The organism is Amycolatopsis sp. lyj-23 (genome assembly GCF_046549135.1).
GTDB lineage: Bacteria > Actinomycetota > Actinomycetes > Mycobacteriales > Pseudonocardiaceae > Amycolatopsis.
This window is the reverse complement of record NZ_JAJPWN010000033.1, coordinates 1-24,498: the sequence shown is the minus strand read 5'-3', so window position 1 is coordinate 24,498 and position 24,498 is coordinate 1. Positions and strand designations below refer to the sequence as shown.

28 protein-coding genes are annotated in these 24,498 nt (G+C 69.3%); 18 read left to right on the top strand and 10 right to left on the bottom strand.

Annotated elements, in window-relative coordinates; all coding sequences use genetic code 11:
• Position 1: 1 nt before the first annotated feature.
• The 3 genes from ACLJPY_RS48700 (at position 2) to ACLJPY_RS48690 (ending at position 2,674) form a co-directional block, all read left to right on the top strand.
• The gene (locus tag ACLJPY_RS48700; protein ID WP_410597824.1) at positions 2 to 208 is read left to right on the top strand and encodes a hypothetical protein; all 207 of its coding nucleotides are present in this window, start codon (positions 2 to 4) and stop codon (positions 206 to 208) included.
• Positions 209 to 1,098: 890 nt separating this feature from the next.
• A complete protein-coding gene (locus ACLJPY_RS48695) occupies positions 1,099 to 2,268 on the top strand; it encodes a hypothetical protein (RefSeq protein WP_410597823.1) in 1,170 nt (389 codons plus the stop codon).
• A gap of 40 nt (positions 2,269 to 2,308) precedes the next feature.
• On the top strand, positions 2,309 to 2,674 hold the full coding sequence (locus ACLJPY_RS48690; RefSeq protein ID WP_410597822.1) for a hypothetical protein: 366 nt from the start codon (positions 2,309 to 2,311) through the stop codon (positions 2,672 to 2,674).
• Between the two features lie 80 nt (positions 2,675 to 2,754).
• Here ACLJPY_RS48690 and ACLJPY_RS48685 read toward each other — a convergent pair whose 3' ends face one another.
• On the bottom strand, positions 2,755 to 3,648 hold the full coding sequence (locus ACLJPY_RS48685; protein WP_410597821.1) for a hypothetical protein: 894 nt from the start codon (positions 3,646 to 3,648) through the stop codon (positions 2,755 to 2,757).
• Positions 3,649 to 4,176: 528 nt separating this feature from the next.
• Here ACLJPY_RS48685 and ACLJPY_RS48680 point away from each other — a divergent pair.
• Together ACLJPY_RS48680 and ACLJPY_RS48675 are read left to right on the top strand one after the other, a co-directional pair.
• Positions 4,177 to 4,425 (top strand): hypothetical protein, encoded by a 249-nt coding sequence (locus tag ACLJPY_RS48680; protein ID WP_410597820.1) that lies wholly within the window; start codon positions 4,177 to 4,179, stop codon positions 4,423 to 4,425.
• Positions 4,426 to 4,435: 10 nt separating this feature from the next.
• Positions 4,436 to 4,648 carry a hypothetical protein gene (locus ACLJPY_RS48675; RefSeq protein WP_410597819.1) on the top strand — a complete coding sequence of 71 codons (213 nt, stop codon included), beginning with the start codon at positions 4,436 to 4,438 and terminating at the stop codon, positions 4,646 to 4,648.
• A 143-nt stretch (positions 4,649 to 4,791) separates the two neighbouring features.
• On the opposite strand, the gene ACLJPY_RS48670 is transcribed toward ACLJPY_RS48675, so the two are convergent.
• Complete coding sequence (locus ACLJPY_RS48670) at positions 4,792 to 4,983, bottom strand: hypothetical protein (protein WP_410597818.1); 192 nt, start codon at positions 4,981 to 4,983, stop codon at positions 4,792 to 4,794.
• Between the two features lie 242 nt (positions 4,984 to 5,225).
• On the opposite strand from ACLJPY_RS48670, the gene ACLJPY_RS48665 reads away from it, so the two are divergent.
• Positions 5,226 to 6,884 carry a 2-oxoglutarate dehydrogenase E1 subunit family protein gene (locus ACLJPY_RS48665; RefSeq protein ID WP_410597817.1) on the top strand — a complete coding sequence of 553 codons (1,659 nt, stop codon included), beginning with the start codon at positions 5,226 to 5,228 and terminating at the stop codon, positions 6,882 to 6,884.
• A 120-nt stretch (positions 6,885 to 7,004) separates the two neighbouring features.
• On the opposite strand, the gene ACLJPY_RS48660 is transcribed toward ACLJPY_RS48665, so the two are convergent.
• The 3 genes from ACLJPY_RS48660 to ACLJPY_RS48650 form a co-directional block, all read right to left on the bottom strand.
• Positions 7,005 to 8,318 carry a hypothetical protein gene (locus tag ACLJPY_RS48660; protein ID WP_410597816.1) on the bottom strand — a complete coding sequence of 438 codons (1,314 nt, stop codon included), beginning with the start codon at positions 8,316 to 8,318 and terminating at the stop codon, positions 7,005 to 7,007.
• Positions 8,319 to 8,406: 88 nt separating this feature from the next.
• Complete coding sequence (locus tag ACLJPY_RS48655) at positions 8,407 to 8,661, bottom strand: hypothetical protein (protein ID WP_410597815.1); 255 nt, start codon at positions 8,659 to 8,661, stop codon at positions 8,407 to 8,409.
• 161 nt (positions 8,662 to 8,822) lie between these two features.
• Entirely contained in the window at positions 8,823 to 9,656 is an 834-nt protein-coding gene (locus ACLJPY_RS48650) for a ParA family protein (protein WP_410597814.1), read from the bottom strand.
• A gap of 179 nt (positions 9,657 to 9,835) precedes the next feature.
• Here ACLJPY_RS48650 and ACLJPY_RS48645 point away from each other — a divergent pair, with 179 nt between their 5' ends.
• The 8 genes from ACLJPY_RS48645 (at position 9,836) to ACLJPY_RS48610 (ending at position 18,540) form a co-directional block, all read left to right on the top strand.
• A complete protein-coding gene (locus ACLJPY_RS48645) occupies positions 9,836 to 10,123 on the top strand; it encodes a hypothetical protein (RefSeq protein WP_410597813.1) in 288 nt (95 codons plus the stop codon).
• Positions 10,120 to 10,293, top strand: a complete 174-nt coding sequence (locus ACLJPY_RS48640; RefSeq protein WP_410597812.1) for a hypothetical protein — start codon at positions 10,120 to 10,122, stop codon at positions 10,291 to 10,293. Before ACLJPY_RS48645 ends, ACLJPY_RS48640 begins: the two co-directional genes overlap by 4 nt.
• Before the next feature lie 594 nt (positions 10,294 to 10,887).
• Positions 10,888 to 11,022 carry a hypothetical protein gene (locus ACLJPY_RS48635; RefSeq protein ID WP_410597811.1) on the top strand — a complete coding sequence of 45 codons (135 nt, stop codon included), beginning with the start codon at positions 10,888 to 10,890 and terminating at the stop codon, positions 11,020 to 11,022.
• A 315-nt stretch (positions 11,023 to 11,337) separates the two neighbouring features.
• Positions 11,338 to 13,341, top strand: coding sequence for a helix-turn-helix domain-containing protein (locus tag ACLJPY_RS48630; RefSeq protein ID WP_410597810.1), 2,004 nt, complete (start codon positions 11,338 to 11,340; stop codon positions 13,339 to 13,341).
• Between the two features lie 275 nt (positions 13,342 to 13,616).
• Entirely contained in the window at positions 13,617 to 16,769 is a 3,153-nt protein-coding gene (locus ACLJPY_RS48625; RefSeq protein WP_410597809.1) for a Tn3 family transposase, read from the top strand.
• On the top strand, positions 16,770 to 17,144 hold the full coding sequence (locus tag ACLJPY_RS48620; RefSeq protein ID WP_410597808.1) for a hypothetical protein: 375 nt from the start codon (positions 16,770 to 16,772) through the stop codon (positions 17,142 to 17,144).
• Positions 17,141 to 18,076: an NYN domain-containing protein gene (locus tag ACLJPY_RS48615; protein WP_410597807.1), complete on the top strand. Its 936-nt coding sequence runs from the start codon at positions 17,141 to 17,143 to the stop codon at positions 18,074 to 18,076. Before ACLJPY_RS48620 ends, ACLJPY_RS48615 begins: the two co-directional genes overlap by 4 nt.
• Complete coding sequence (locus ACLJPY_RS48610) at positions 18,073 to 18,540, top strand: hypothetical protein (protein ID WP_410597806.1); 468 nt, start codon at positions 18,073 to 18,075, stop codon at positions 18,538 to 18,540. The genes ACLJPY_RS48615 and ACLJPY_RS48610 overlap by 4 nt, the downstream gene beginning before the upstream one ends.
• Before the next feature lie 108 nt (positions 18,541 to 18,648).
• Here the strand turns inward: ACLJPY_RS48610 and ACLJPY_RS48605 are convergent, their stop codons facing one another.
• Genes ACLJPY_RS48605 through ACLJPY_RS48595 form a run of 3 tightly spaced genes read right to left on the bottom strand, consistent with a single transcriptional unit; the run spans position 18,649 to position 19,920 of the window.
• Positions 18,649 to 19,095, bottom strand: a complete 447-nt coding sequence (locus tag ACLJPY_RS48605) for an ASCH domain-containing protein (RefSeq protein ID WP_410597805.1) — start codon at positions 19,093 to 19,095, stop codon at positions 18,649 to 18,651.
• Between the two features lie 55 nt (positions 19,096 to 19,150).
• On the bottom strand, positions 19,151 to 19,486 hold the full coding sequence (locus ACLJPY_RS48600; RefSeq protein ID WP_410597804.1) for a hypothetical protein: 336 nt from the start codon (positions 19,484 to 19,486) through the stop codon (positions 19,151 to 19,153).
• Between the two features lie 5 nt (positions 19,487 to 19,491).
• Positions 19,492 to 19,920 carry a hypothetical protein gene (locus ACLJPY_RS48595; RefSeq protein WP_410597803.1) on the bottom strand — a complete coding sequence of 143 codons (429 nt, stop codon included), beginning with the start codon at positions 19,918 to 19,920 and terminating at the stop codon, positions 19,492 to 19,494.
• A 215-nt stretch (positions 19,921 to 20,135) separates the two neighbouring features.
• Between ACLJPY_RS48595 and ACLJPY_RS48590 the strand changes: the two genes are divergently transcribed.
• A complete protein-coding gene (locus ACLJPY_RS48590; protein WP_410597802.1) occupies positions 20,136 to 21,008 on the top strand; it encodes a recombinase family protein in 873 nt (290 codons plus the stop codon).
• A gap of 134 nt (positions 21,009 to 21,142) precedes the next feature.
• Here the strand turns inward: ACLJPY_RS48590 and ACLJPY_RS48585 are convergent, their stop codons facing one another.
• Entirely contained in the window at positions 21,143 to 21,436 is a 294-nt protein-coding gene (locus ACLJPY_RS48585) for an ANTAR domain-containing protein (RefSeq protein ID WP_410597801.1), read from the bottom strand.
• A 309-nt stretch (positions 21,437 to 21,745) separates the two neighbouring features.
• Here ACLJPY_RS48585 and ACLJPY_RS48580 point away from each other — a divergent pair, with 309 nt between their 5' ends.
• Together ACLJPY_RS48580 and ACLJPY_RS48575 are read left to right on the top strand one after the other, a co-directional pair.
• Positions 21,746 to 22,168 carry an STAS domain-containing protein gene (locus ACLJPY_RS48580; RefSeq protein ID WP_410597800.1) on the top strand — a complete coding sequence of 141 codons (423 nt, stop codon included), beginning with the start codon at positions 21,746 to 21,748 and terminating at the stop codon, positions 22,166 to 22,168.
• Complete coding sequence (locus tag ACLJPY_RS48575; protein WP_410597799.1) at positions 22,165 to 22,668, top strand: ATP-binding protein; 504 nt, start codon at positions 22,165 to 22,167, stop codon at positions 22,666 to 22,668. Before ACLJPY_RS48580 ends, ACLJPY_RS48575 begins: the two co-directional genes overlap by 4 nt.
• A 233-nt stretch (positions 22,669 to 22,901) precedes the next feature.
• On the opposite strand, the gene ACLJPY_RS48570 is transcribed toward ACLJPY_RS48575, so the two are convergent.
• Complete coding sequence (locus ACLJPY_RS48570) at positions 22,902 to 23,348, bottom strand: hypothetical protein (RefSeq protein ID WP_410597798.1); 447 nt, start codon at positions 23,346 to 23,348, stop codon at positions 22,902 to 22,904.
• An 837-nt stretch (positions 23,349 to 24,185) separates the two neighbouring features.
• On the opposite strand from ACLJPY_RS48570, the gene ACLJPY_RS48565 reads away from it, so the two are divergent.
• The gene (locus ACLJPY_RS48565; RefSeq protein WP_410597797.1) at positions 24,186 to 24,407 is read left to right on the top strand and encodes a hypothetical protein; all 222 of its coding nucleotides are present in this window, start codon (positions 24,186 to 24,188) and stop codon (positions 24,405 to 24,407) included.
• Positions 24,408 to 24,498 lie beyond the last annotated feature (91 nt).

Genomic DNA, 24,498 nt, shown 5'->3' with positions numbered 1-24,498 from the left:
CATGAGCACTGACCCGGACCGCGCGGACGTCGACGTCCAGACCGCCAGGCTCGGCGCGCTTCTGGCCAGCAAGGGCCTGACTCCCGATCAGGTCGCCACGGTCATGAAGGAGCAGGTCCAGCCTGCGCTGGCCGAAGCGGTCGAACGTACTGAGCGCGGCGAGCACGTCGAGTTCGTGATTCGTCACCAGCCACGTCTTCCACGCTAGATACCCACGCGCCTGCTGACCTCTCGGCACACGCACGTGCCCGGTCAGGGGGCGCTGCAGAGTCCTTTCGGCGTGACCACGCTCGCCAGGCGATCCGGACACGTTGTTGGGCCGCCAGGTCCGATGTCCAGTTCCTGGCCGGTTCCCGCTTACCAGCGCGGCGATGCAGCAGGGCCGGATGGCGGGCGATACCTTTCGATCCTTCTCGACCCGCCGACGCGAAGAGGCCCCGGGACTATGCAGTTCCGGGGCCTCTTCGCGCATGTTGGGTCCGTCGCGCCAACGACAGGGCCCCTGTCCTGATGCTCGCCCGGACCAATTCGGGTTGCTCAGGTGCGTCTCTTGCCAGAGCGCTCAACCACTATGCGACCTGCGGCGGAGCGCCTGAAAGACAACACTCGGACAAAACTCGGACAACTCCTGCGTCCAGTCTCAGGCCCGCTAAGCCAGGCCATCACCAGCAGTTTTGCTGCCACGCGGGCGGCATCGTGCATCCAGATGCGACGCAAACTGGACAATGTGGCACGTCAAAGTCTAGTCGGCGGTCTGCAAAAGGAGGTTCGCGAACCTAATTGTATAGAACGAGAAACAACGCACAAATAATTGTAATCGAGACGCCCGGGAATGTGGAAGAACGGGACTGCGGCTTCTTTCGCGGAGGCCTTGTCAAGACGTCCCCGCTGGTCGAGACTGCTCTTTTTGGAGTGTTCGCTTCGACGCGGTGGTGCGCCAACACCGAAGCCGTGTCGTCGACTCCGAGTCCCTGCTCCATCGGGCTCGCCCGGACCAACTCGTGTTACATCGTCGGAAGGACGTGCTTCAGGTGAGGTTGTGCCAGTTGCTGTCGTCGGCAGGCGCTCCGCCTGACGAGGCCGCCCAGCGCATGGGCGGTGACCGTTGTGGGGCGCCCTGAGAAGCCGATCAACCCGACCGCGCCGCCGCCAGTGCGGCGCATCGCCATGGGCCTGCGCGTCGAGCGCCATCAGGCCGGACTGTCCTATCCCCAGCTCGCCCAACGGGTCGGCTATTCAGTCGCGGCCCTGGCGTCCGCCGCCGCCGGTGACAGGCTGCCCAGCCGGGCGATCACGATCGACTACGTCGCCGGCTGCCGCGGCGACGTGGACACCTGGACAACGCGGTGGATCGAGGCGCACGCCCAGCTGAACAACCTGGTCAAGCCGGCCGCTCCGACCGGAGCCGAAGGCGTCGCCGTGTTCGCCGAGCGGCTCAGCACGCTGCTGCGCTGGAAGGGGCTGACCAGCGCGAACGAGGTGGCCAAGGCCACCGGGACACTGTCGCGCTCCACCGTCCACCGCATCCTCACCGGCGCTACCATCCCCACCCGGGACACGCTGGCCGTGCTGCTCAGCCTCGCGCTGGAAACCCACTCGGAGCTGCAGGTCTGGATGACGGCGCGGATGTCGCTGCTCGGCCTGCCCGGCAGCGTCGAGGACGTGTTCGCGCCCCCCGGCACGGCCACCGCGCCGGAGCAGACGGCCGCCACGGCACCCGACACCGCCGGACCGGAACGCTCGGACGAGGGAGCCGAGCTCCTCGAGTGGTGGGCGGCCGAAAGTCGTGCGCGTGGGCAGGCGCCGTCTCTGCCGACACCGAAGCTGACCGAAACACCCTTGCGGGTGTTGCATCTGGATACGAAGCCGCTTCTCCGCGACCGTCGCCTGCGCGACGAGATCTACTACCTGCGCAAGGGCGCAGGAGTGATGCGCGGCAACCTCGGCGAGTTCCCCGCGCTGGCACGTCTGGCTCGGGTGTCCGGCGCGCCAGAACTGATGCAGCAGAAGGCGATCATCAGCTTGCTCACCGCGGCCGTCGACGAAATCCCGGAGCCGATGGACACGATCGCGGCGGCGATGCTGAACCTACCGAGCGCGCCGCGCAAGATGAGGCAGTCCGCCCTGCACCTACGTTTCGCCGCGCTGGGGATCTGGCTCGATCGCGATGTGCGCACGGTGCAACGACGTGCCGAAGAAGCAACCCGCCTGCTGCTCGAAGTGCTGGAGAGCAGGACCGTCGTGGTGGCGGAGAGCGACCGTGCCTAAGACCCGTCATCCCCGCCACGCCCCCGAAAAGTCATGGAAGATGATCGTGGACGGCTGGATGCACGACCGGCGCATCCGAAAGCCGTGCATGCTCTTCGCCGCATTCGCTCTGCTCATCGTCGCGGCCGTCATCGTGATCTTGTGCCTTACGTCCGCCGGCGTGCTCGGCGGACTCGCCACCACGGTCAGCAAGACCGCGGCCACGGCCACGCCCTCCGGCTGGCTTACCGCCGGCGGCAGCATCACCGCCACCGGCGGCGGCATCGCGACGTATCGCTTGCTCCGTCGTCGGCGGCGCCAGAAGCTGGAACGCCGGGCGGCAAGCAACGAGGAACCGAGCCCGCGGCCGGCCCGAGCCGTTCCGACCGGTCGTCGCGCTCAGATCAGCAGGACGAAGGTGACGTAGGAACGACACGACGCCGAGACGTTCCGGCAGCGACGCATGGACCCTGGTCAGCGGCTACCGAACCCGCAGCCGCTGACCAGCTACTTCAAGCCCCAGAAGTCGGAGGTCGACGGCTTCGGGATCTCCTGCGTCAGGTACAGCGTGTGCACCTTCCGCTTCCTCACGAGATCGATGAAGTCGCCGGACTCGCTGAGCTTCATCGTCGTCGTCACGACCAGGCCGAGCTCGCGCAGCTTCTGCAGGCCCTGCCGCCGCGTGCTCTCCGACAGCCCGAACCGCGACGCCGCTCGGTCCGGCGAGAACCACACCGGCGAACCGTCCTTGCCCTGCTGCTCGCAGCGCAAGACCAGCAGCATGGCCAACGCAGGCCCGTTCAGCTCCGTGATCAGCCCGCTGGTCCACAACGTCGAGGGCACCCGGAAGTAGCGGTGCCCGACCAGCTGCTGGCTCTGGTAGCCGGCCTTCTTGGCCCGGTTGTACGTCTCGGAAGGCGGCTCGTACGGCTGCCCATCGCCCCACTCCACCAGCACGGTGACGCCGGTGGCCGCGCCGCCGCGATTGCGCAGCCGCACGAGGTTCCGTTCCTGCAGCTCCCGCAGCGTCTCCTGGACCCGACGGCTGCCGCGCCCTTCGGGGTCCTCGAGGCCCAGCAGCGCCGCCCACGCCCGCGCCGGCCGGACCGCCTCGTACGGCGCGGCCGCGCACACCCACAACAGCGAGAGGTAGAGCTTCAGCCGCAGCTGGCCGCCGCGGCCGCCGCCACCGGTCGGGCTGCTGCTCAGCAGCCGCGCCATCGTCGGCTTCGCGCCCTCCCGGTCGTCGGCGACGAACGTGGTCCGCACCGGCGCGCCGGCGTCGCGGCGCTTCGCCCCGAGCTTCGCCGCGAACTCCTTCGCCGCGGTCGCCGCGGTGCCACCGAGCGGCGCCAGCGAAACTCGTGGCGCTTGCGCATCGGCCGCAACCTGCTCTGACATGGGCGGTATCCTCCGTACTTCGTAGCTCTTCATAGTCCAGCGCACAAAGCGGTGCTAGACCCATGCGCAAGCGTATCTTACCGCTCCGCTTCGCTAGATACTTTTTCGATGCGCAAACGTAGGTCTCCCTGCGAAAACTTTACTTAGCGTCGCTACGCATCTGCGGTTCGTGACCCCCGCAGGATTGCGGGCCTCTGACCTGCGTGTACAGTCAGTCTCGCAGGACATCGAAGCTCACGGAGCCACGTCGGGGCAGTACTCCCCGCTGGCGCGCCGGCCGCGGCCGGACGTGGCGCGGACAGGTCCTGGCAGTACCTGAACCGGCCCGCCAGGTCGGGCAGCGCAGCACCGAGGCCCCGGACCAGGCAGCCAGCCTGGCCGGGGTTTTCGGCATCGAGGCCCTGTCACCCGGGTCCCCCTCCCGGCTAGCGTCGGTATCGACCGACGCGCGGACCCCGAGGGAGGACCCCCACGATGACCATCACTCCCAGGTACGGCACGGTGCGTCTGACCAGCACGTAGGCCGTCGTGGATCGCAAAAGTGGCTGGCCCGTGTTCGTCGACGAGATCGGCGAGCCGGTCGACCTCCACACCGCCGACGGCTGGCGCTGGCTCGAACTGCCACAGCAGGAGGCCGAAGAGCTGGTCGCCGCCCTCGGCCACACCCCGGCCAAGAACCCTCTCCCGCCCCGGCGGACGTCCGTGACGGAACGCCGCACGAGCGGGACAACGCGATGCGAAGCGGCTGACCAGCGGTTTCGTTCGTCAGCCGCGTAGGGTGCTCGACGTGGACGAGATGGAGAACCCCGGGCATCCGCCGACGCCGGCGTCCAAGCAGGGCCTGGCCGCCGAACTCGCGGCCGTCGAGCCCATGCCAGGGTCGTACTGGGCGATGCACGAGATCGTGCGACGCAGCCCCGACGAGGTTCGCCGCGGCGAGGCGCCCGCCTACGTCCGGCGGATCCGCGGGGAACCGAGCGAACCGGGCGACGCACTCTGAGGACCCGGAACCCTCCGTCGAACGGATAACCGGCACGACGGCGGGTGGGGGGAAGCCCGCCGACGTGCCAGCCGCGGTGAAGCCGCTACCTGGAAAGACGCCCGGAGAGCAGCCGCGTTACGCGCCACGGGCGCGACCGCGCATCACTTTCGCTCCCGTCCTTCCCAGTCACGCAAGGCGCGCAGTATCGCCACGCGCTCGGTCGGCGTCGCGTTCTCCAAGGTGACTTCGAGCGTTCGACGCCGGCTCTCCGCGCGGATCTTGGCCAGCACGCATCGCGTCACCGTGGCCCCCACCGCTGCGATCGACGAGCCGATCCACAGCCAGTTACCCATCGCCGTCGTCCTCCGAGTTTGCGTGCCCTCGCAAACCCGACTGGCGCGAGGTGTTGCAGAACGTCTACGCAGGTCAACCCTCTAAGATGCTGATCCTTTACAGCACGACATGCCTGAATAAAGAGTTTTCGCCCGATTTTGGGCCGTACGGCAGGGCACCTGGACAGCTCCTACAAAGAGTGATCATTTATGGCGCTTTACACTGCCTTCTGCATGCTGCTAGAGGCGCACCAAGGAGAGCCGTGGGTAAGTGGCGAAGACCTGACCTGCCCGCCGGACCGCTGCGCGACCTGAACGACGAGCTGCACCGACTCCACGCGTTCACCGGGCACCACAGCAGCTACCGGATCGCAGCATGGCTGAAAGCCCGAAGCGAGATTGATCCTGACGGCGACTGGCCGGCGCCATCGCACACCCGGGTGCACGGCATCCTCATCAAGCCAGATTTGCCCAACCGGGCCGTCATGATCGGCGTGGTCGAAGCGCTCATAGCACTCGGCCGACTCCGAGACGAGGACGGACGCCTGCTCCGCGACAAGATTGAACAGCTGTGGGGCCAGGCCTTCGACTGGCACAACGCCTTCACCGCAGAACCTTCTTCGGACCCTGCCCTCACCGCAGCGGAGCATCGAGAAGCAGAAGCCGCAGCTGTCGAACCCAGCCCGGTCGACGAAGCACAGCCGTCAACACCAGGCCCGACCAACGACAGCCCCCCAGCGAACGCGTCATCCAGCGAGCGCGAGCGGAACGACGAGAGCGAGCCCTTCAACGCCGCCGTGGTAACCGCGGAACCCGGCGGCACCGACGTCGCTGTCGTGACCAAGGAAGACGCGGTGCAGGTTCTCCCCGACGCCAAAGCCAAGCCCGGCACCGACTTCGGGGCCAACCAATGGCTCGTCGAAGAGATCTACGAGCAGTTCCTCACCGACCCGACCTCGGTCGACCCAGCCTGGGCAGAGCTGTTCGCCGACTTCACACCGTCGGCTGCGGCCGTAGCCGCAGCTGCAGCCGCCCGGGTGACCTCCGAGCCCGGCGCAGAAGCGCCTGACCAGGAGGACGCTATCGAGTGGCCGCGTACCGAGGTGCTGGAAGTGATACCGGCCGAGAATCTGCCGGCCGACGGCCCCACGGTGCCTGTGAATCCTTTCGAGAGCATCCTCACGCCGTTCGGCGACCCGTTCGACGACGAGGCGAAGGCCGAGCCATCTCAGCATGAGAAGGAAAAGACTGTCGGCGAGCGTCTGGCTGCTGCGCGCCGCACCCCGCTGAGCGAATTGCTCGTGCCAAAGGGGCAAAAGACGATGAGCGAGAAGCTCGGGTTGAAGAAGACCTCAGCACCCGAACCGGACCAGAGGCAGAGGACGGTTGCTGAGCTGCTCGCCCGCCACGGTGGAAACGCCATGCCGGGCAACCGAATCGTCAAGCGGGTCAACAACCAGGACGCAGCGTCTCACCTGGCACGGCTCGTGAGAGACAGGCCGCTTCCAGCAGACTGGGTGCACGAGTCGAGCAGACGCGCGAGTGAAGCTCTCACTCGGGGAAAGAAATACCTGAAGCGCAAGAGGTTCGAAAAGGCCGTCGCGGCCTTCCAGGACGCTATCATTGAGGGTGATCCTCGCGACGCCCTCAGGATGCTTAAGGCCGTACAAATTGAATCCCCGGGGCATGTTCTGGAGTTGCTCGACGACGCGAGCGCGGCGGGTAATCCCCTTGTTCGGCGCGCGTATCACCTCCTGTCGACGAACACCGAGAATCTTGCGACCCCGATCGCCGCTGCCCGTTTGCTACTTGAGGAGGCCCGCGAGGAGGGAAGCTACGCCGCTTCCTTGATCCTCACCCGCCTGAACAAGGAGCGTCCGCTGCCGTACGCGACGCTCGCAGCTGCCCCTCAAACCTCTTGAGTGCGGATCGTGCTGGCGGTCAGCAGCCGCGGGTGGCCGCACGGCCGAAGGCACGCTCGACCCCGAGAAACGTGAACGAGGCCTCCACCAAGCTCGGTGGAGGCCTCGTTGACGTTCGGACTACAGGGCGCGGGTCAGCATCGGCATCACCGGCGCCTCCTCGACGGTCTCCGGCTCGCCGACGACGAGCTTCGCGTTCCCCGTCGCCAGCTTCTTCATCAGGTCGCGCACATCGTTCGCGACCGGCTTCGACAGCCCCAGCCGGGACGCGAGCTGGCTGCCCGCCGGCACCCCGCCGCCGTCGGCGACGATCGACGCGGTCAGCGCGCCGGTGGCCATGCCCTCGAATCCGCGCAGCGCGTGCGGCAGCAGCGGCAGCGTCTTCTCGTCGAGCACGATCTCCTCGCGGCTGTCCCGCTCGGCGACCAGCATCGCCGTCTCCGCGTTCAGCGACTGCAGCGCCGCGGCCTGCTCGGCGAGCTGGCCCTGCAGCGCCTCCTCACGCTGCCGCTGCGCGTCGATCTCGCTGCGGGCCGCTTCCAGGTCTCGGACGAGCTGTTCGTGCGTCTCCAGGTCGTCGGTGAGCTTCAGCAGCGTCTCCGACAGCTGGTTGGTGATGTGGTTGTACGCCCACACCAGCATCCCGACCATGATCGGCGGGATCGCGCTCTTCGCCGCCAGCAGGTGCTCGCCGTTGCGCAGATGCGTCGCCGTGTTCAGCGCCAGCGACGCGCCGAGGATCGCCGCCTCCTGCAGGTACCGCGACCACTTCCAGCCCTTGACCAGCTCGTTCCGGTGGTTCATCCCGGCCCGCGCCGTCGTCGCCGACGTCAGCATCAGCAGCACCAGCGTGCCGCCGAGCGTCACGTCCAAGGCGTAGGAAATCCAGAACAGCGGGTCGCCGACGTCGTTGCCGGGCACCAGCTGCTGCTGGACGTTCACCCCGCTCCAGATCAGCAGCAACACGATCCCCGCGATGATCGCGCGCTTCCCGGTGACCAGCAGCTTCGCCGTCTCTGCCAGCTGCGCAGACTTGCTGGTCAGCTGCTCGGCCTTGTCCCCCGCCCGCAGCTTCCACCGGCGGATCTCCGCCTCTTCGGCCCGCCGGCGGTCCTGCTCGGCCGCGTCCTTGCGCGCCAGCGCCCGCAGCCGGCTCGCCTCGAGCTCGCGCGCCTCGATCTCCGCCTCGCCCTCGCGGACCTCCTGATCGAGCGCGAGCGCCCGCAGCCGCCGACCGGCCGCGATCCTCGCGTCGATCTCGTCATCGGACGGCGCTTCAAACAGCGCATTGCTCCGCTCGATGACGCGGACCCGCTCCTCCGCGGCCGCGACACGCTCGGACAGCGGCACCGCCGGCACTTCCGCCTGCTCAGCAGGCGCAGCGCGGCGCAGCCACCGCCGACGGCCCTCGGGTGCGTTTGCCCTGGTCTCCAAGGGCCTATCATGGGTGACGGACATGCCGATCCTTTCGTTTTGTCCGCTCAGCCCCGGTCCGTGTTCCCGCACTCCGGGGCTGACCTATTTATTCGGAATCCTGCGGAAGCAAGCCACGAGCCGAGAGGTACTCGTCGACCATCTGGTCGACGATCGCCTGCATCGACGTCTCGTGCTTGTTCTTGTACTTCTGCAGCAGCCGGTCCCGATCCGCGCGGATCCGGTGGTTGAACTGCACCCGCCCGGGACTACGCCTCGTCGGCGGCGGTGGCGGTGCTTGCGGGGTTTCCGCCAGCGGAGTGGACACGTCGTGGGTCTCCCCTCGATCTTCGTTTCCACTCACGCTAGCAGTTTCGCTAGCACTTTTGCTAGCAACTTTGCTAGCAGTCTGTTTCGCCTGGTCAGGCTCTTCGGGTGGCGGATCCGGCTGGAAGAAATCCTGCTCCGCACGTTCGCGCGGCGAAACCCAGTCCTTGAAGGCGTCGCCCATCCCCGCTGCCGGGCTCATCCGGCCGTCACCAGACCCTTCTTGAGTGCGTACGCGCGCGCGAGCCTCCGGTAGTCCTTCGCCGCGGTGGAGTCCGGCCGGTAGACGCACAGCGGCATCCGGCGGCCGGCGGCCTCGTCGACCTTCACCGTGTGGCTGACCTCGCCGAGGTACTCCGGCTCGAAGGTGTTCCGCAGGTGCGCCCGGCTTTCCTGGCTCACCTGGTTGCGGCCGTCGAAGTTGGCCGTGATCACCGTGCCCAGCGACAGGTGCCGGGCCTGGCCGTTCTTCTTCAACGCCGCGACCGTCGTCATCAGCTGGTACAGGCCCTTGATCTGGTACGGCCCCGGCGAGACCGGCACGAGCACTTCGCCGCCGCCCTCTTCGGCGCCCGCGGCGACCAGTGCCATCGTCGTCAGCCGGCCGAGGTTGGGCGGGGTGTCGATCACGTAGATCGCCGGCGCGGGCGCATCGGCGATCGCCATGGCCAGTGACGTATCGCCCCCGGCGCCGTTGCCGTTCTTCTCGATCGCTGCCATGGCGGTCGCGCCGGCGATCAGGCCCGGTCCGTACTCGGTCCTGACCAGGGCGCCCGCGAGCGGAACGCGATTCTCGAACTCCGGGTCGAGCACCTCGTAGATGGTGGGCGTCTTCCGGTCGAGCGTGACGCCGAGACCGTCGGTCGCGTTCGACTGCGGATCGAGATCCACCACGATCACCGGAAGCCCGAACTCAGCCAATCCGGTGGCGAGGTTGACGGTCGAGGTCGTCTTGCCCACGCCGCCCTTCTGGTTCGCAACAGCGATCACCCACGGCTTGACCAGGGGTTTCGGCACAAGTGGCGCGCTCACAAGCGAGGACGGTAGCACCCCGGCGCGAATGTAGGCACACACGCGAGCTTGTGTCGAAGCCCGAAAGTCTGCTAGCAATGTTGCTAGCAAAGTTGCTAGCAACTTTCGGAAGGGCCTCGACGGTGCGGACACACCGCCGAGGCATGAACGTCCACCCGACTTAGGAATCGAGGACGCCCGTGCCCAGTATCGCCCCTGACCAGGATCTTCGTCCGCGCACCGCACGCAACCTGTGCATCGAGAACACGCCGGCCGCCGTGGTGACCACCGGCCTGGCGGCGGCCGCCGCCGGAACCGGCCTGTGGTGGGTCGGCGCGCTCGCTCTGCTGCCGATCTCGGCCGCGGGATGGCACACCTTCTGCACCATCTCCAACGAACGGAAGTACGCCCGCCGCGGCCGTGACGTCGTCGCCGCCCGCGAACGTCGGGCCCGCGAACTCGCGGCCGCCGAGGGGCAGCAGCCGTGACCAGGCGCGATCTCGATCGACGCGCCCGCCAACGCCTCGAACAGGCACCAGTTGCCGAGCGGGACGTCCCGGCACCGCGCCCGCCCGGCCGCACCGGCGTGCCGCGTGACCCGGTCGCCGGCCAGCTCGACCTGCTCGCCGAGCTGCAGGACGTCGTCCCGGAGTCCTGATCGAGCCGGTGGCCGCCAGCTCAGCCCCGAGCTGGGGGCCGCCGGGTCCGTCCGGACCAAGAAAGCACGCTCGACCAGGTGATTCCCGTCAAAGACCCACCCGGCCAAGCGCCACTCCGAAGGAGCACCCCATGGTATCGACCACCCTCGCCAACCGGACGCCCGACGACGACGACGCCGGCTGGACCGACGTCAAGAAGATCTTTGGGAAGCTGGCCGCCCGGTGAGCGGCGACAGCGGAGCGTGGCACGGCTGCCTCGTCGAACAGGAATCCGGCACTCACGCCGCATGGTCCGCGCACCGCCACCACGAGCGGCAGACCGAGCGTGCTGACCAGCGCGAAGAGTCCGGACCAGAGTTGGAGATCAGCCCCCGCTGACGATCTTGCGCCAAAGCTGGGCCCCGGCACGCAGCGTGCCGGGGCCCAGCTGCGTGAGTTCTACCCCGGGACAATTATTGGGGCCGGAAAAAACTGATCACCGACGGCGTGTCGGGCCGGGGGAGTTCCCGCCCAGGCGATAAAAAAGCGGCATGGCAAACGGACGAGGCCGAGGCCGACCCCCGACAGGCCGAGACGCCGAGATCAAGATCCCGGTGAAGTCGGACCTGAAGCGGGACCTGATCGCCTACTGCAAGGCGCGCAAGGTCCGGCCGGTCGACTTGTTCGAGCAGTGGGTGACCAGGGAACTTGCCAACCCCACCCAGCCTGAACTCGCCGAGAGCGCGTGACGTTATGCGTGACGCAAAGCTCCGGCGACCCCGACGTCCGGAGGCCGTGATGGTCATCTAACGCAGCGAGGCGGCTCCGCTACCCACGGAACCGCCTCGCCGAACGTTGCGGGCGATCTGACTCCCCAGATCGCCGTATGCACTGGTCAACCGTGCCGGGCACCACCCCGGCTGACTGGCCAGATACCCGGCTGTCAACCGGGCTTTATGTCCCTCCCAGGACACAGCGGGCTTTCTCATGCCCACCCACGAAAGGGGTCCTTTCGCGTGCCCAGGATAAGTCCTGGGGCCCCGACACACCAGGCACCGGCTGGTGTGTCGTTCGACGGTCCTTGTGTTACGTGTCATGTTTCCCCTGGTCGACGCCGTCTGACCAGGCTCTTCACCGTCGTCTGCGGACCCTGCTGGGCCGCCCACGGCGGCAAACCCGACGCTGGCGAGATCGCCGCCGCGCCGAAAACCACCGCGCCGCTGCGCTACCCGAAAGGCCAGCGCGGCTACCTCGCCGCCCTCGCCCGCGCCGACTGGGTCCAGGACGTCCGCATCGACGGCCGGGACAACCTGCTCGCCATCGCCCGCGTCCTGGCGCTCACTGCCAACTGGGAGACGCTGGAGACCTGGCCCGGCTGGGAAACCCTCTGCGCCCGCACCGGGCTGTCGGAGACCACGATCCAGCGCTGGCTGCAGGAGCTGAAGCTGCGCGGATGGCTGGTCGTCGTCGAGACCGGCTCAACCCCGCTGACCAGGCCGATGGCCCTGCGCAGCATGACCCTGCTCGACGGCACCGAAGTCTTCCTCGAGGGCAACCGCCGCGCCGTCTACGCCCTGCGGATCCCGCTCTCCCCGGACGAAGCGATCGCTTGGGCCGCCCAGACCATCGCGGCCGAGGCCGCCGCCGAAGCCGCGCGCGCCGCCGAGGCCGACGCCGCCCGCCGGCGAGCCCGCGCCGGTGCCCGCGCCCGCGGCCTGCTGCTCAAGGCCCTCAGCACCGCCTACGATCCCGAGCGCGTCGCCCTGGAGGCCAAAGCCCGCGAGCTGATCGCCGAGCACAGCCTCACCGACGACGAACTGGTCGACCCGGAGATCGACGCTGCCCGGCGGCGTCGCGACGAAGCCCGCGCCGCCGCCGAGCAGCTGCGCCTCCTGGCGCTGCAGGACGACCCCGAGATCCGCGCGATGCTGGCGACTTACCTCGACCGGCTCCGCGACCCGGAAACCGCCACTGACCAGGCCGAACCCTTTTCCGGTGGGGACAAAAAGGGGTGGCCTACTTTCGACTTCCCCGAAGGGGAAGTCGCCGAAGAAGGTGGTTTCGCGCGCGAGGCCACCGCTGTGGATGACTGCGGAGCACCGATCAGCGACCGCTGGGGCGGAAACGATCAAAAGAGCGCCCTCCGGGCGCGCTCAGACCGCGAAGAGCCCGTGAACTGGGCTTCTAGAGTCCCGACCAGCGACTTTCAGATGCTGTGCGCTGCCGCCTGGCTGCGCCACAGGCTGCCGATCTTCGCCCAGCTGAGCCGATTCGCCGTCCGCACCGCGTGTAAGTCGTTATACGAAGCGGGATGGTCGAACCTCGACATCGTCCACGCGATGGACCACGCCCCCAGCCCGTTCGGCGCGACCACCCTCGCGCCCCACCGCCGCGGCCCCGACGCGATCCTCCGCAACGTTTCCGCTGGTCAGCCACGTACGTGGCGGTACTACGCCGCGGTGTCGAACTGGATCACCGGACGGCTCGACGCCTGGCGCGACGCCGACGGGCACGTCCTGCCCGGCTACTACCAGAACCGCGGCCGCCGGGTCGCGATCCGCCGCGCCGTCGCCGACCGCCACGGCCGCGCCGGCGTTCGGCTGCTGCAGCACACCGGACCGGACGTCGTCACCGGGACGGGGCTGACCGCCGACGTCGTCGCCGAGTTCGGCCGCCGCGTCGCCGCCGAGCTCCGCCAGCACCAGGCCGTCGACGAGCGCGCATCGAATCGGCCGGCCCCGTCGGCGGCCGCGAGCGAGCAAACCCGTGACCAGGCACGCGAGAAGTTCGACGCGACGACCGCCGAGAAACGTGCCCGCGCAGCCGCCGACCGGCACGCCACGATCGTGGACAGCCACCGCGAGCAGCTCGAGCAGGCCCGTGCCCAGCTGGCCACCGCGACCGGCGCCGTCAACACTCCGGCCGCCGACCCGCAGGTGCTCGCCGAGCAGGACGCGCTCACGCCGCAGCAGCGCCACGAGAAGGCTCGCGCGGCGGTCGCAGGGTTCCGCCGCGGTCAGACGGGGTCCGCGCGAAACAGCTGGTCACGGCGTCGGTGGAGCCGGTGATGCCCGGCCTGCAGGCGGTCGCCACCGTCGAAACCCAAGAGAAGCAACCGATCCGTCGTACTTCCAGCGTGCTCACCCTGCGCAGCTCCCGCCGCTCACCACCCAGGGGGACCGCCGGGATATGAGCGAAACGGGCAATGAGTCGGCGACGTTGCTGGTCGGGGAGACGTGCTCAGAGGTCCGCGACTTGCGTGGTTGATCAGTTCGGTGTAGCAAAACCCGCGCGGCAACGGACCGCGCGTGCTGGATAGGCTCCTCTGCGTTACGTCGGCTTGGTGCTCGGGGTCTGGGTTGTGACGGCGATCGATCGGACCGCGTATCCGCGGTTCAAGAGGGTGGTTCCCGCTCGGGAGCTGGCTGAGGCGTTCACGCCGACGGTCTCCGAGGTCGCGTGGGCGCGGGAGAAGACGCAGAGCGATCAGTATCTGCTGGCGTTGGTGGTGTGGCTGAAGTCGTATCAGCGGCTGGGGTATTTCCCGAAGCTGGACGAGATCCCCGCGGTGGTGGTCGAGCACGTACGCGGTTTGCTGGAGCTGCCCGGCGAGGTGAGGGCGGAGCATGACGCGGACCGGACCGCGAAGTGGCATCGCGGGCTGGTGCGGGCGTTGGTGGGCGTGAAGTACGACGCGGGCATGTCCCGCGCGGTCGCCGAGGAGGCGATCCGCAAGGCGGTCACCACGAAGGACAACCCGGCCGACCTGATCAACGTGGCGCTGGAGGAGCTGGTGCGGGCGCGGCGCGAGTTGCCCGGGTTCTCCACGCTGGACCGGCTGGTCGCGGCGATCCGCGCGGAGACGAACACCGCGCTGTACGCGATGGTGGCGGCCCGGATCGACCTGGCTGCCAAGGCCCGGCTGACGCGGCTGCTGTGGCTGGACCCGACGTCGGGACGCAGTGAGTTCGACCGGCTGAAGGCGCCGGCGAAGGCGGCGTCGCTGGGCAAGTTCAAGCTGCGCCTGGCCCACCTGCAAGCGCTCGACGAGCTCGGCGCGACCGAGCAGTGGCTGGAGGGCATCCCGGCCACGAAGATCGCGCACTTCGCCGGGGAGGCCCGGGTGACCGACGTCGGCGACATGCGCGACGTCGGTGACGCGAAGCGGCTCACCCTGCTCGCCAGCCTGATCCACGAGTGCCGGACCACTGCGCGGGACGAGGTCGCGACGATGTTCTGCAAGCGGATGGCGGTGATCCACAAGAAGGGCAAGGAGCGCCTGGCCGAGCTGCACGAACAGCACCGGGCCGAATCCGAGCGGTTGCTGGACGTGTTCGGCGACGTCCTGGCCGGCGCCCGGGAAGCCACCGACCCGCCCGAGAACGCCGTCGGCGCGGCCGCGGCGGAACCCGCGGCTGTTGTGGCCGAGCGGGCCGGGCGACTGCTGCTCAAGACCCTTTCCGACGCGGGCGGGATCGAACGGCTCTCGGCCGCGCACGAGGTGGTGGCCGCCCATCACGGCAACAACTACCTGCCGCTGCTGGAGAAGTTCTATAAAAGCTACCGCTCGGCGCTGTTCACCCTGCTCGACACCCTGGAGCTGGAGCCGACCAGCGCGGATCACAGCGTCCTGGACGCGGTGGAGTTCCTGCGCGCGATCCGCGGCCGCACCGGCGAATACGTCCCCGAGAAAGTCACCGTCGGACACGGCGCCGAGGCGGTGACGGCGGCGATCGATATCGACTTCGTCACCGAGGCGTGGCGCAAGATTCTGCTGGTCAAGGACCGGCCGGGGAAGCTGGTGCGCCGGCACCTGGAGGTGTGCGTGTTCTCCTACCTCGCCTCCGAGCTGCGGTCGGGGGACATTGCGGTGGCCGGGGCGGACTCGTTCGCGAACCTGCACGCACAGCTGATGTCCTGGGACGAGTGCGAGCCGCTGGCCGGGAAGTTCTGCGGCCAGGCCGGGATCCCCGCCGACCCGCAGGAGCTCACCGTGCACTACCGGGCCGCGCTGGGCGACATCGCCGCGGTGGTGGACGCCGGGTTCCCGCACAACACCGACCTGTCCTTCGAGGACGGCCGCCCGGTGCTGCGCCGCCGCAAGGGCGCCGACCGGCGCCCGTCGGCGCTCGCGCTGGAGGACGCGATCCACCAGCGGCTCCCGGAACGGGGCCTGCTGGACATCCTGGCCCGTACCGCGCACCTACTGGGCTGGACGCGGCATTTCGGGCCTGCGTCGGGGTCGGATCCGAAGATCCGCGACGCGATGGCCCGCTACGTGCTCACCGTCTTCGCGAACGGCACGCTGCTGGGCCCGGCGCAGGTCGCGCGGCACATGCGCGACCAGGTCTCCGCGCACGAGCTGTCGATCGCGGCGAACAAGCATACCACGTCCGCGAAGATCGACGCCGCCTCGACGGACGTGATCAACGAGTTCGCGAAGCTGGACGTCGCCGGGATGTGGGGCGACGGGCGGGTGGTCGCCGCAGACGGCACGCAGGTCGACACCTGGGAGAACAACATCCTCGCCGAGTCGCACATCCGCTACGGCGGGTACGGCGGGATCGCCTACCGGCACATCTCCGACACCTACATCGCCCTGTTCAGCCGGTTCATCCCGTGCGGGGTGTGGGAGGCGGTGTACATCATCGAAGGGTTGCTGCGCAACGACTCCGACCTTCAGCCCGACACGATCCACGCCGACACCCAGGGCCAGTCACTGCCGGTGTTCGGGCTCGCGGCGCTGCTCGGGTTCGACCTGCTGCCGCGGATCCGCAACTGGCACGACCTGAACTTCTACCGCCCGTCCGCGGACGCGCGCTACGAGCACATCGACACGCTGTTCGGCGACAACGTGATCGACTGGGGCCTGATCGAAACCCACTGGACGGATCTGCTGCGCACCGCGATCTCCATCAGCGAGGGCCGCCTGTCGTCGGTGACCCTGTTGCGGCGGCTGGGCAACAACTCCCGCAAGAACCGGCTGTACCGGGCGTTCCGGGAGCTGGGCAGGGTGATCCGGACGATCACGCTGCTGCGGTTCCTCGCGGACGCGCAGCTGCGGGAGCAGATCACTGCGATCACCAACAAGGCCGAGGCGTTCCACGGGTTCTCCGCGTGGCTGCGCTTCGGCGGCGAGGCGATCGGCCGCAACGACCCCGACTACCAGGAGAAGATCGTCAAGTTCAACGAACTGCTGGCCAACTGCGTGATCTACTCCAACGCCTGCGACATTACCGCCGCCGCGAACGCCCTGGCGGCCGACGGGCACCCGATCGACCCCGACGACCTGGCCACGATCTCCCCGTACATCACCCACACCATCCGCCGCTTCGGCGACTGGGTGCTGGACCTGTCCCCGCCCGACGCGGTCCCGGTCACCACGCTGGACCTGGTGCCCGGCGCGCTGTTCCCCGGCGACATCGCCCCGGCCGCGGTGCCGGCCGTGGTCGCGGCCCGGCAACTGCTCCGCGCCGCCTCGAGGAAAGGTTCCTGAATGAGCACCCGCTGGGTTCGCTACGTCGTCCCGGTCATGGTCGAGATCGACGGCGACAACGACGCGATCGACCGGATCGTCGCCCTGCCCGGCGAGGCCCGGGAGGACCGCGACGATGCGGGCCAGTTCTGCATCTACGACGAGAACTTCGTCCGCCGCCACGCAGACGGCCCGGACGAGGTGCACGCGCTGTGGGTGGCCAACCCGCCGAACGGGCGGATCCTGCCCGGCCCGCCGCAGGACTGGCCGGACCTGATGGACTGGGAGGACAGCTTCGACCTCGACGGGTTCGACGCCGACGGGCTCTGCGAGGAAGACCGCTACGGCAACTGCGACCCGTACGAGCCGCCACGCCGGCGGGGTGGCGGCTCGTGACCAGCGATAACCTGCGCGCCGAGAGCGAGGCGGTGCGGATGGTGCGCGAGGCCGAAGCCGCCGCAGCCCGGCGCGGCCCGTATGTCCCGGAGATCCGGGCCCGCGGCGAGCAAGTCGGATTGCTGATCGACTTCGAGAACCTGGTTCTCGGCGCGATCGCCAGCCTGCCCGGCCGGGACGAGCCAGTGCCGGTGACGGCGCTGACCTGGCTGTGCCGCGCCTACGGGTCCACGACGATCCGCCGTGCCTACGCCGACTGGGCCGACCCGCGCTTCGGCCGCTACCAGCAGGCCCTCGAACGCAACGGCATCGACCTGGTCCAGATCGGGCACGGCCCGGCCCGCAAGAACGGCGCCGACATCCGGATGGCCGTCGACGCGATGGAGACCCTGCTCATCCACCCCAGCGTCGACGCGTTCGTGCTGGTCTCCGGCGACTCGGACTTCTCCCCGCTGGTGGCGAAGCTGCGCGAGCACGGCAAGCACGTCATCGGCGTCGGCGCCGAGACGACCGTCAGCGCCCGGCTGGTGTCGGTGTGCTCGGAATACAAGCTGTTCGGCTCGATCGTCGCCCGGCTCGACCCGCCGCCCGAGACCGGCCGCAAGACCGGCCCGGCCAGGACCGCGGCGCCGGCCGCGGCACCCGAGCACCGGCTGGTTGATGCCGAGGCGCTGCTGGTCACGGCGATGGAGCAGATCACCGCGGCCACCCCGACTGCTTCGCAGGTGAAGTCGAAGATGGTCGCGCTGGACCCGGCGTTCGACACGCTCAACTACGGCTGCCGCAGCTTCCGCGACTTTCTCGCCCAGCTCGCCCACCGGGTGCGGACCGTCGGCCGGTCCGGCAACGACATCACCCTCGCCCTCATCGACCCGACCGCCGTCCCGCCGGCCGACGGGACGGCCCTGATCGCGGAAGGTGCCCCGGCGTGAGCGACGTCGACGAGGACTGGGTGTACCACGGCTATGAGCCCTGGGAGGGGCCGCGCCAGATCGAGGTGGAGACCTCGGCGAGCGGGCCGACGCAACGGGAGTTGGTGACGGTGCTGCGCCGGCTGCGCCCGCAGATCAGCAGTATGGAGGGGCACACCTTCGGCTGGGGCTACAACGGCAACGGCACCAGCGTCGCCGCCGCGGCGATCCTCACCGACGTGCTCGACCTGCCCCGTGACCTGTGGTGGATGACCATGAGCCGCGCGGAGGAGGGCCAGCTCGAAGACACGATGCTGGTCCGGCTGCGGGAAGACCTCTGCCGCGAGGTGCTGATCGACGCCGCCGACGAGTGGCGGCTCTCGCGGATCGCGCTGCTGCGCTGGATCTGCGGCTGGTACACCCTCAACCACGTCGGCCCGTACCCCGCCGTCGTGGTCGGGATACGGGCCGGTTTCCGCCGCTGAGGCGCTGGTCAGGCAAGATGTCGTCTGCCCAGGGCACCAAGGTCCGGGGTGGTGGGTGTCCCCGGCGCTCCGGAGTTCGGTGGCGCCGGGGACCTTCCCCTCAGCTGGTCAGGCGGGACGGGGCGGGTCGATGAGCTCGATGCCGATCGCGACGACGCCGAGGGCTTCGCGTTCGGGCGGGTAGATCTGGCGGATGTTCGCCAGCTGGTCCTCGCGGGTGGCGGTCGGGTTGACCGAGGCGACGTCCTGGTGGTCGAACATCTCCTCGAAACTGGCGTACCGGTTGACCGCGGTCACGCGGGTGAGGACCTGATCGCCCTGGCAGCGGAACCGGATCAGCGACCCCACTTTGATCTTGCGGCGGCTGGAGTCGTTGACCCGGATCTCGGTGGTCTTGCGGCCGGTGGCGATCAGGTCGAAGTAGCGCTTGTAGATGCCCATCTCGTGGGCGCGGACGACGGTCTCGGCGGGACGTGCGGTCATCAGGCGGCCTAGTTCCTTGACGGTGAACGAGCGGAAGAAGTGCTTCGGGTCGGTCAGCAGCTGCTCAACCACAAGCCTTGACCAGCCTGGGCCGTCTGGCCATTGCCGGTCAGTCCGGCCGAGGTGATCACCGGGCCGCGCCGGGTTCCCCGCCCGCGGCCCGGTGCGCGGCGGCGTGGTGGCGCGCCCAGCCGGGGCCCGGGCCGGTGCGGCCCTGGACACACGCCAGGTTCGGCGCGGTGACCGGGGCGCGGGGCGGAAGCCGGAAGGGGCCGGGATACTGCACGCCGCAGCGGGTGCAGTGCGCGTAGTACAGGAGGGCCAGCGGGCCGGGGGTATCGGCGGCGTGCACGGGTTCGGTGCTGCCGTCGTCGCGGGTGACCGCGAGCGCGGGCCAGGCCGGGTTGCAGGCGCAGCCGGCCGCGATCGCGGCCGCGGTGGCCGTCGCGTCGGTGTCGGCCACGGTGCTCACTCCCCGGTGTCGTCGGTGCGGAAGCGGGGCTGCCGGCCGATACGGCGGGCGACCGCGGCGACCTCGTCGACGGTGTAGGAGCTGCGGGTGCCCGAGATCGACATACCGGTCGCCTCGGCCAGCTGCTTGAACTGATAGGGATGGGGCTTGATGAACTCCCGCCCGTAGGCGACCAGCGTCCGCATCCGGTCCTCCGCGGCCCGCATTTCCTGCCGCGCGGCGTAGATCTCGGACAACAGCGGGTCCCAGTCGCCCTCCTCGTGCTCTTCGTGCATCCGCAGCTCCCGTTCGTAGGCGTCCCGCTCCCGGGCGACCTCGGCACACCAGTCGCTGAAGACGTCCCCGTCCCCCTCAAGCATCTCGTCCGCGCGCGGCATCGGGTGCCGGATGTCAACCAGCTCGTCAATGATGTCTTTCTTCACCATGCGATGCACTCTACGTTACACGTTTCAGTGTTCGCAACACGGTGCACTGATTGATTTTCGGTGCGGCGAGCGACCTCATGCGAGGTTCTCACAAATGACCAGTTGTGACAGTTCTGCGAACCGGCCGTTCCGGGCCGAAGATCCGCAGGTCGCGATTCGCACAACACCTCGCAAAACTGCCCTATGTTTTGACAGACTTCTGCGACACTGTCGGCATGCAATCCGGATCCGCCGACGCCGCGGCCGCGGTCGAACGCCACCCCTGCCCGCAATGCGGCGTGCCCGCCGGCAGCGCCTGCCGGACCCGCGCCGGGAAGACCGCCGCGAAGTTCCACACCGCCCGGTTCATCCTCGTGCCCGCGCTGCGCGACGACCTCACCGTGGCAGTCCCCGCCGACCGCGGACCGGGCCGGACGTGGACGCAGGGCCCCGAGCTCGCCGCGGCGGCACCGGAGCCGAGCGGGGCGCCGATCCGGATCGGCTATGCCCGTTGCTCCACCGCCGCCCAGGAACTCCAGTCCCAGCTCGACGCGCTCGCGGCCGCGCACTGCACGCGGGTGTTCTCCGAGAAGATCAGCACCCGCATCAAGATCCGCCCCGAGCTGGAGAAGGCGCTCACCCTCGCCCACGAGATCAAGACCGCCGCACCGGACCAGCCGGTCATCCTGACCGTGCACGAGATGAAGCGGCTGGCCCGCAACGCCGCCGAGCTGATGACGCTGTCGGCTCAGCTGCAGGGCGGCGGGGTGCAGCTGGAGCTGCTGAGTGGGCCGCTGACCGGAATCTACGACCCGCACGGCATGGGCTCCATGCTCTTCGCCGTGCTCGCCGTCGCCGCCCAGCTCGACCGCGACTACATCCGGGAGAAAACCCTCGAAGGCCAGCAGGCCGCCGCAGCCCGCGGCAACCACGGCGGCCGGCCGAAGGTGATCGACGAGGACGACGTGCTCTTCGCCCGCGCCCTGCGCGAGAAGGGCACCCCGATGCCCGACATCGTGAAGAAGCTGACCATCAAAACCGGCAAGAACGCCGGACAGCATCCCTCAGTTGCTTCGCTCTACCGCGCCCTCGCCGACACCGGCGCGTGACCAGGCACCACCCTGGCCAGGCACCACCTGGCCCGTGGCAGGTTCCCCGTGTCCCGGCGGTCTTTCCGCGTACGGAGTTCCGACCACAGCCGACGCCGCCGAGGCGGGTGAGGGATGCCCACGCGAGCGTGCATTCAGCCGGACACCTCACCCAGTCCTCGCCGGCGCAGCTCCGCCAGCACGATCGCGGACCGCTCCGGATCTGCGGCGGGGGTGTGGCTGCCGGTCGCGACGAGGACTTCGGCGACCTGATGGAGCTTGAGATTGATGTGCTGGGAAACCTCCCGCAGCAGCGCGAACGCGGCCTCGGCCGAGCAAGACCGCAGCACCATGATCATGCCTTTGGCCTGCTCGATGACCGGCTGGGTGACCAACGCCGCCCGCAGCTGCTCCACCTCGGACCCCGGATCCTCCGGTGCACTCCACACACCATGAATCTCACCGCATTCCCCCGCCGCGGCACCACCCCGGTGGGTCCCCGCCACCCTGCCGGGGCCGGCCACGAACGCGTTTGTGGCTCACCGCGACGGGTAGCCGACCCACGCCATCGCAGCGGACACCGGCGGGCTGCGGTGGCCGTGGCGGTCGTCCCCGGTGGTCAAGAAGCGGCCGGCGGGGTCGACCGCCTCGGCTGGCCAACCTCCACCACTCTCGGCCACATCAGAGGCTGCGCGTCGCTTCCGGGAGAGGCCGGAGGGTCCGCACCGGTCATCATCGGTGACGGGCATGATGAGCAGGTGAGCGATCTGCCGTCGGCGCAGCCCGGCCCGGCCGGCTCGTCGGCGTGGGTGGCGGTCGAGCGTCGGGAAACCGCCGGCGTCTGGGTGCTTGCCGTCACCGGTGAGGTGGACCTGCAGACCGGACCCGTGCTGCAGGAGCTGGTGTTCGCCGCGGTGGATCAGGCACCGGCGAGGCTGGTCCTGGACCTGAGCGCGGTGCGGTTCTTCTCCGCGGCCGGCCTGACCGTCCTGGTCGCCGCCCGCCAGCGCGCCGGGAACCGGACCGTGGTGCGGGTGGTGGGCGGCCCGGTCGCGGGCCGGGTGATCACCGTGACCGGCGTGGACCAGCTGGTCGCGGTGTCGGCCACCCTGGAGCAAGCGCTGCGCGGCGACGCGGGCACCGCCGGCAGCACGCCGGGCCCGGCAAGCAACAGCCGGTGACAGCCGATGACGAAAGGCCGGTGCTGATGCCTGCCCACCCCACCGCCGCCGACGACGACGCCGGATCTTGCAAGGAGCCCGGTGCGGCAGCACCGGCCGGTCCGGTCGAGAATCTCGCACGCAGCGTCTCAGCAGCGAGCCCGCACATCCTGGACGGGCTGCGCCGGCAGGTGGCCGACTGGGCCACCCGGGCCGGGCTGCTCACAGCCCGGATCCAGGATCTGGTGCTGGCGGTCTATGAGGCAATGGCCAACGTCGTGGCGCACGCCTACAACGGCCACCCCGGCGCCCTCGACCTGCACGCCCGCCGCCACGGCGACACGATCACCGTCACCGTGACCGACCGCGGAACCTGGCGCCCGGCCGCCGTGCCCGCACCGGATGCGCTGCACGGACGCGGCCTGCCGCTGATCCACACCCTCGCCGACGAAGCCACCTTCACCACCAGCCCCGCCGGCACCACCGTCGACCTGAGCTGGCACTGCACCGCACTCCGCTGACCCCGGACACCACCTCGTCTCCTGCCCATCCGGCCGGCCTCGCTTCTCCTACCGCCGGTGTGGCCGGGGCGTCCCGGTGCCTGCTGGTCCACCACGAACCCGGCCCGACGTCGCCGTGGACCAGCGTCGCCGTGGACCCGCCGGACTCGCGCGGCCTTCGCACCGATTCCCTGCCCGTGATGAGCGGGAAACGATCCGCTATCGATGCACTCGTCCGCGTGGCGCGCACCCGTTCACGCCAGCCCGGCCACCGACGTCACGCGAGCGATGCCGTGGCCGGGCTGCCGCGAGCCGCGGGCAGGGTGCGCCATCCCGGCAGGATGACGGCGCGGGACCGGGACCGGCAGGCGTTCCACCTGGGGGTGCGCCGGCGGGACAGCGGGGCAGGCGCGCACGACGGCGGCCACGATGGGGCGCGCGCTGATCGCCATCACCGCTTTGCCGTCGCGGCACAGGATCAGCGGGTCAGCGAACCAGAACGTGTCGGTCCACCAATTGATAACCGTGGCGGCATAGGCCTGATCAGGGCTGATCGGGTGCCAGCCGGGTCGAGTCAGCCGCAGCAGCAAAGCCTGCTGCGGCGCCGTGAGCAGCGTCAGCAGGATGCGGAGGTCTTCGCGCACATGCGGCACGTCGGCCCACGGGCGATTCGGGTTGTTGGCGAACTCGGTACGGCCCATCGTCGAACCTCTCCACCCAGATGTCTTCAACGTTGGACCCGGCCGTCTCGAAAACGTCGAACAACGAGCCCCCCGTGTCATACCCGCCAACGGGCATTCCTACGCCCCACAGACCCGCTGTTTGCCGCCCCGTCCAAGCGAGCTGCTCGGCTCCGGCGCCACCGACGCCGGATTCGCTTCTACGGCGCCGTCATGGATGCTCCGCCCGAACTCACCGAAGTGAACCAGGAGACCCCACCGGGCGAAGTGTCAACGCCGAGGCGACATCACTGGCACCGCGAGCCCAACCCATGGACCCGAAACCACTGACACCCCGTGTCGCCGAACTACTGACACCCGATGTCGTCTGTCGGGTCAGCGAGCTGTCGCCTCACATATTGCCCATTTCGCTCGTATCCCGGCGGGCCCCCACCCAGCCCGCTCACGGCAAACATCACCACCGCGGCCGCCGCCGAAAAGCGAGCTGAGTAACGCGAACACCTGATACGGCCGGGCGTGCGCAGTGGTGCCGAGCGCATCGTGTCGGCGCCAACCACAGGCCGGCGACGGGTCTCCTGGGGTCGGTGGCGCTCCGTTCCGGTCCGCGCTTCCCGGGTCACCTCCCCACTCTGCAGCCGATCGACCCGCAGCTCACGGCATAGCAGGGGCCGGGGCGAACCTCCGACCGATCCGTCCGGGTGAACCGGCGAAAAGCGCGCCGGTCCACCCGGACAGACGAGCTCCGGCCCGCCCCGGCCCCTGCTGAGGACAGCCGCAGCAGGTTGACAACTCCAGAGCGGAAGACGGCGCCCCGGAAGCCCGGCCCTGCACTCCACACCACCGACCCCAGGAGACCTGATGCGTTCGTTCGTTGTGCCTGACGCCCAGTTCAACGACCAGGAACTCGGCGACGATGTCCTGGCCCACGTCGAGATTGGCCACCTAGGCTCCGGCGCCTGGCGCCTGAGCCCCCACGACCCGACCACCGAAGCGAAGCTCGCCGCCCGCTTTCCCGCCTGGTGCCCCCAGGCGCACGGTGAAGACGAGCTGCCCGAGGAGTACCTCGACTACCGCCCCTGACCCAGGGCGCCGTCTTCCACCGCCCCGCAAGCCTGGTGCGCAACCAGCGCGCGAGACAGCGGGAACCCCATTCAAACGGCGCGTCACCTCG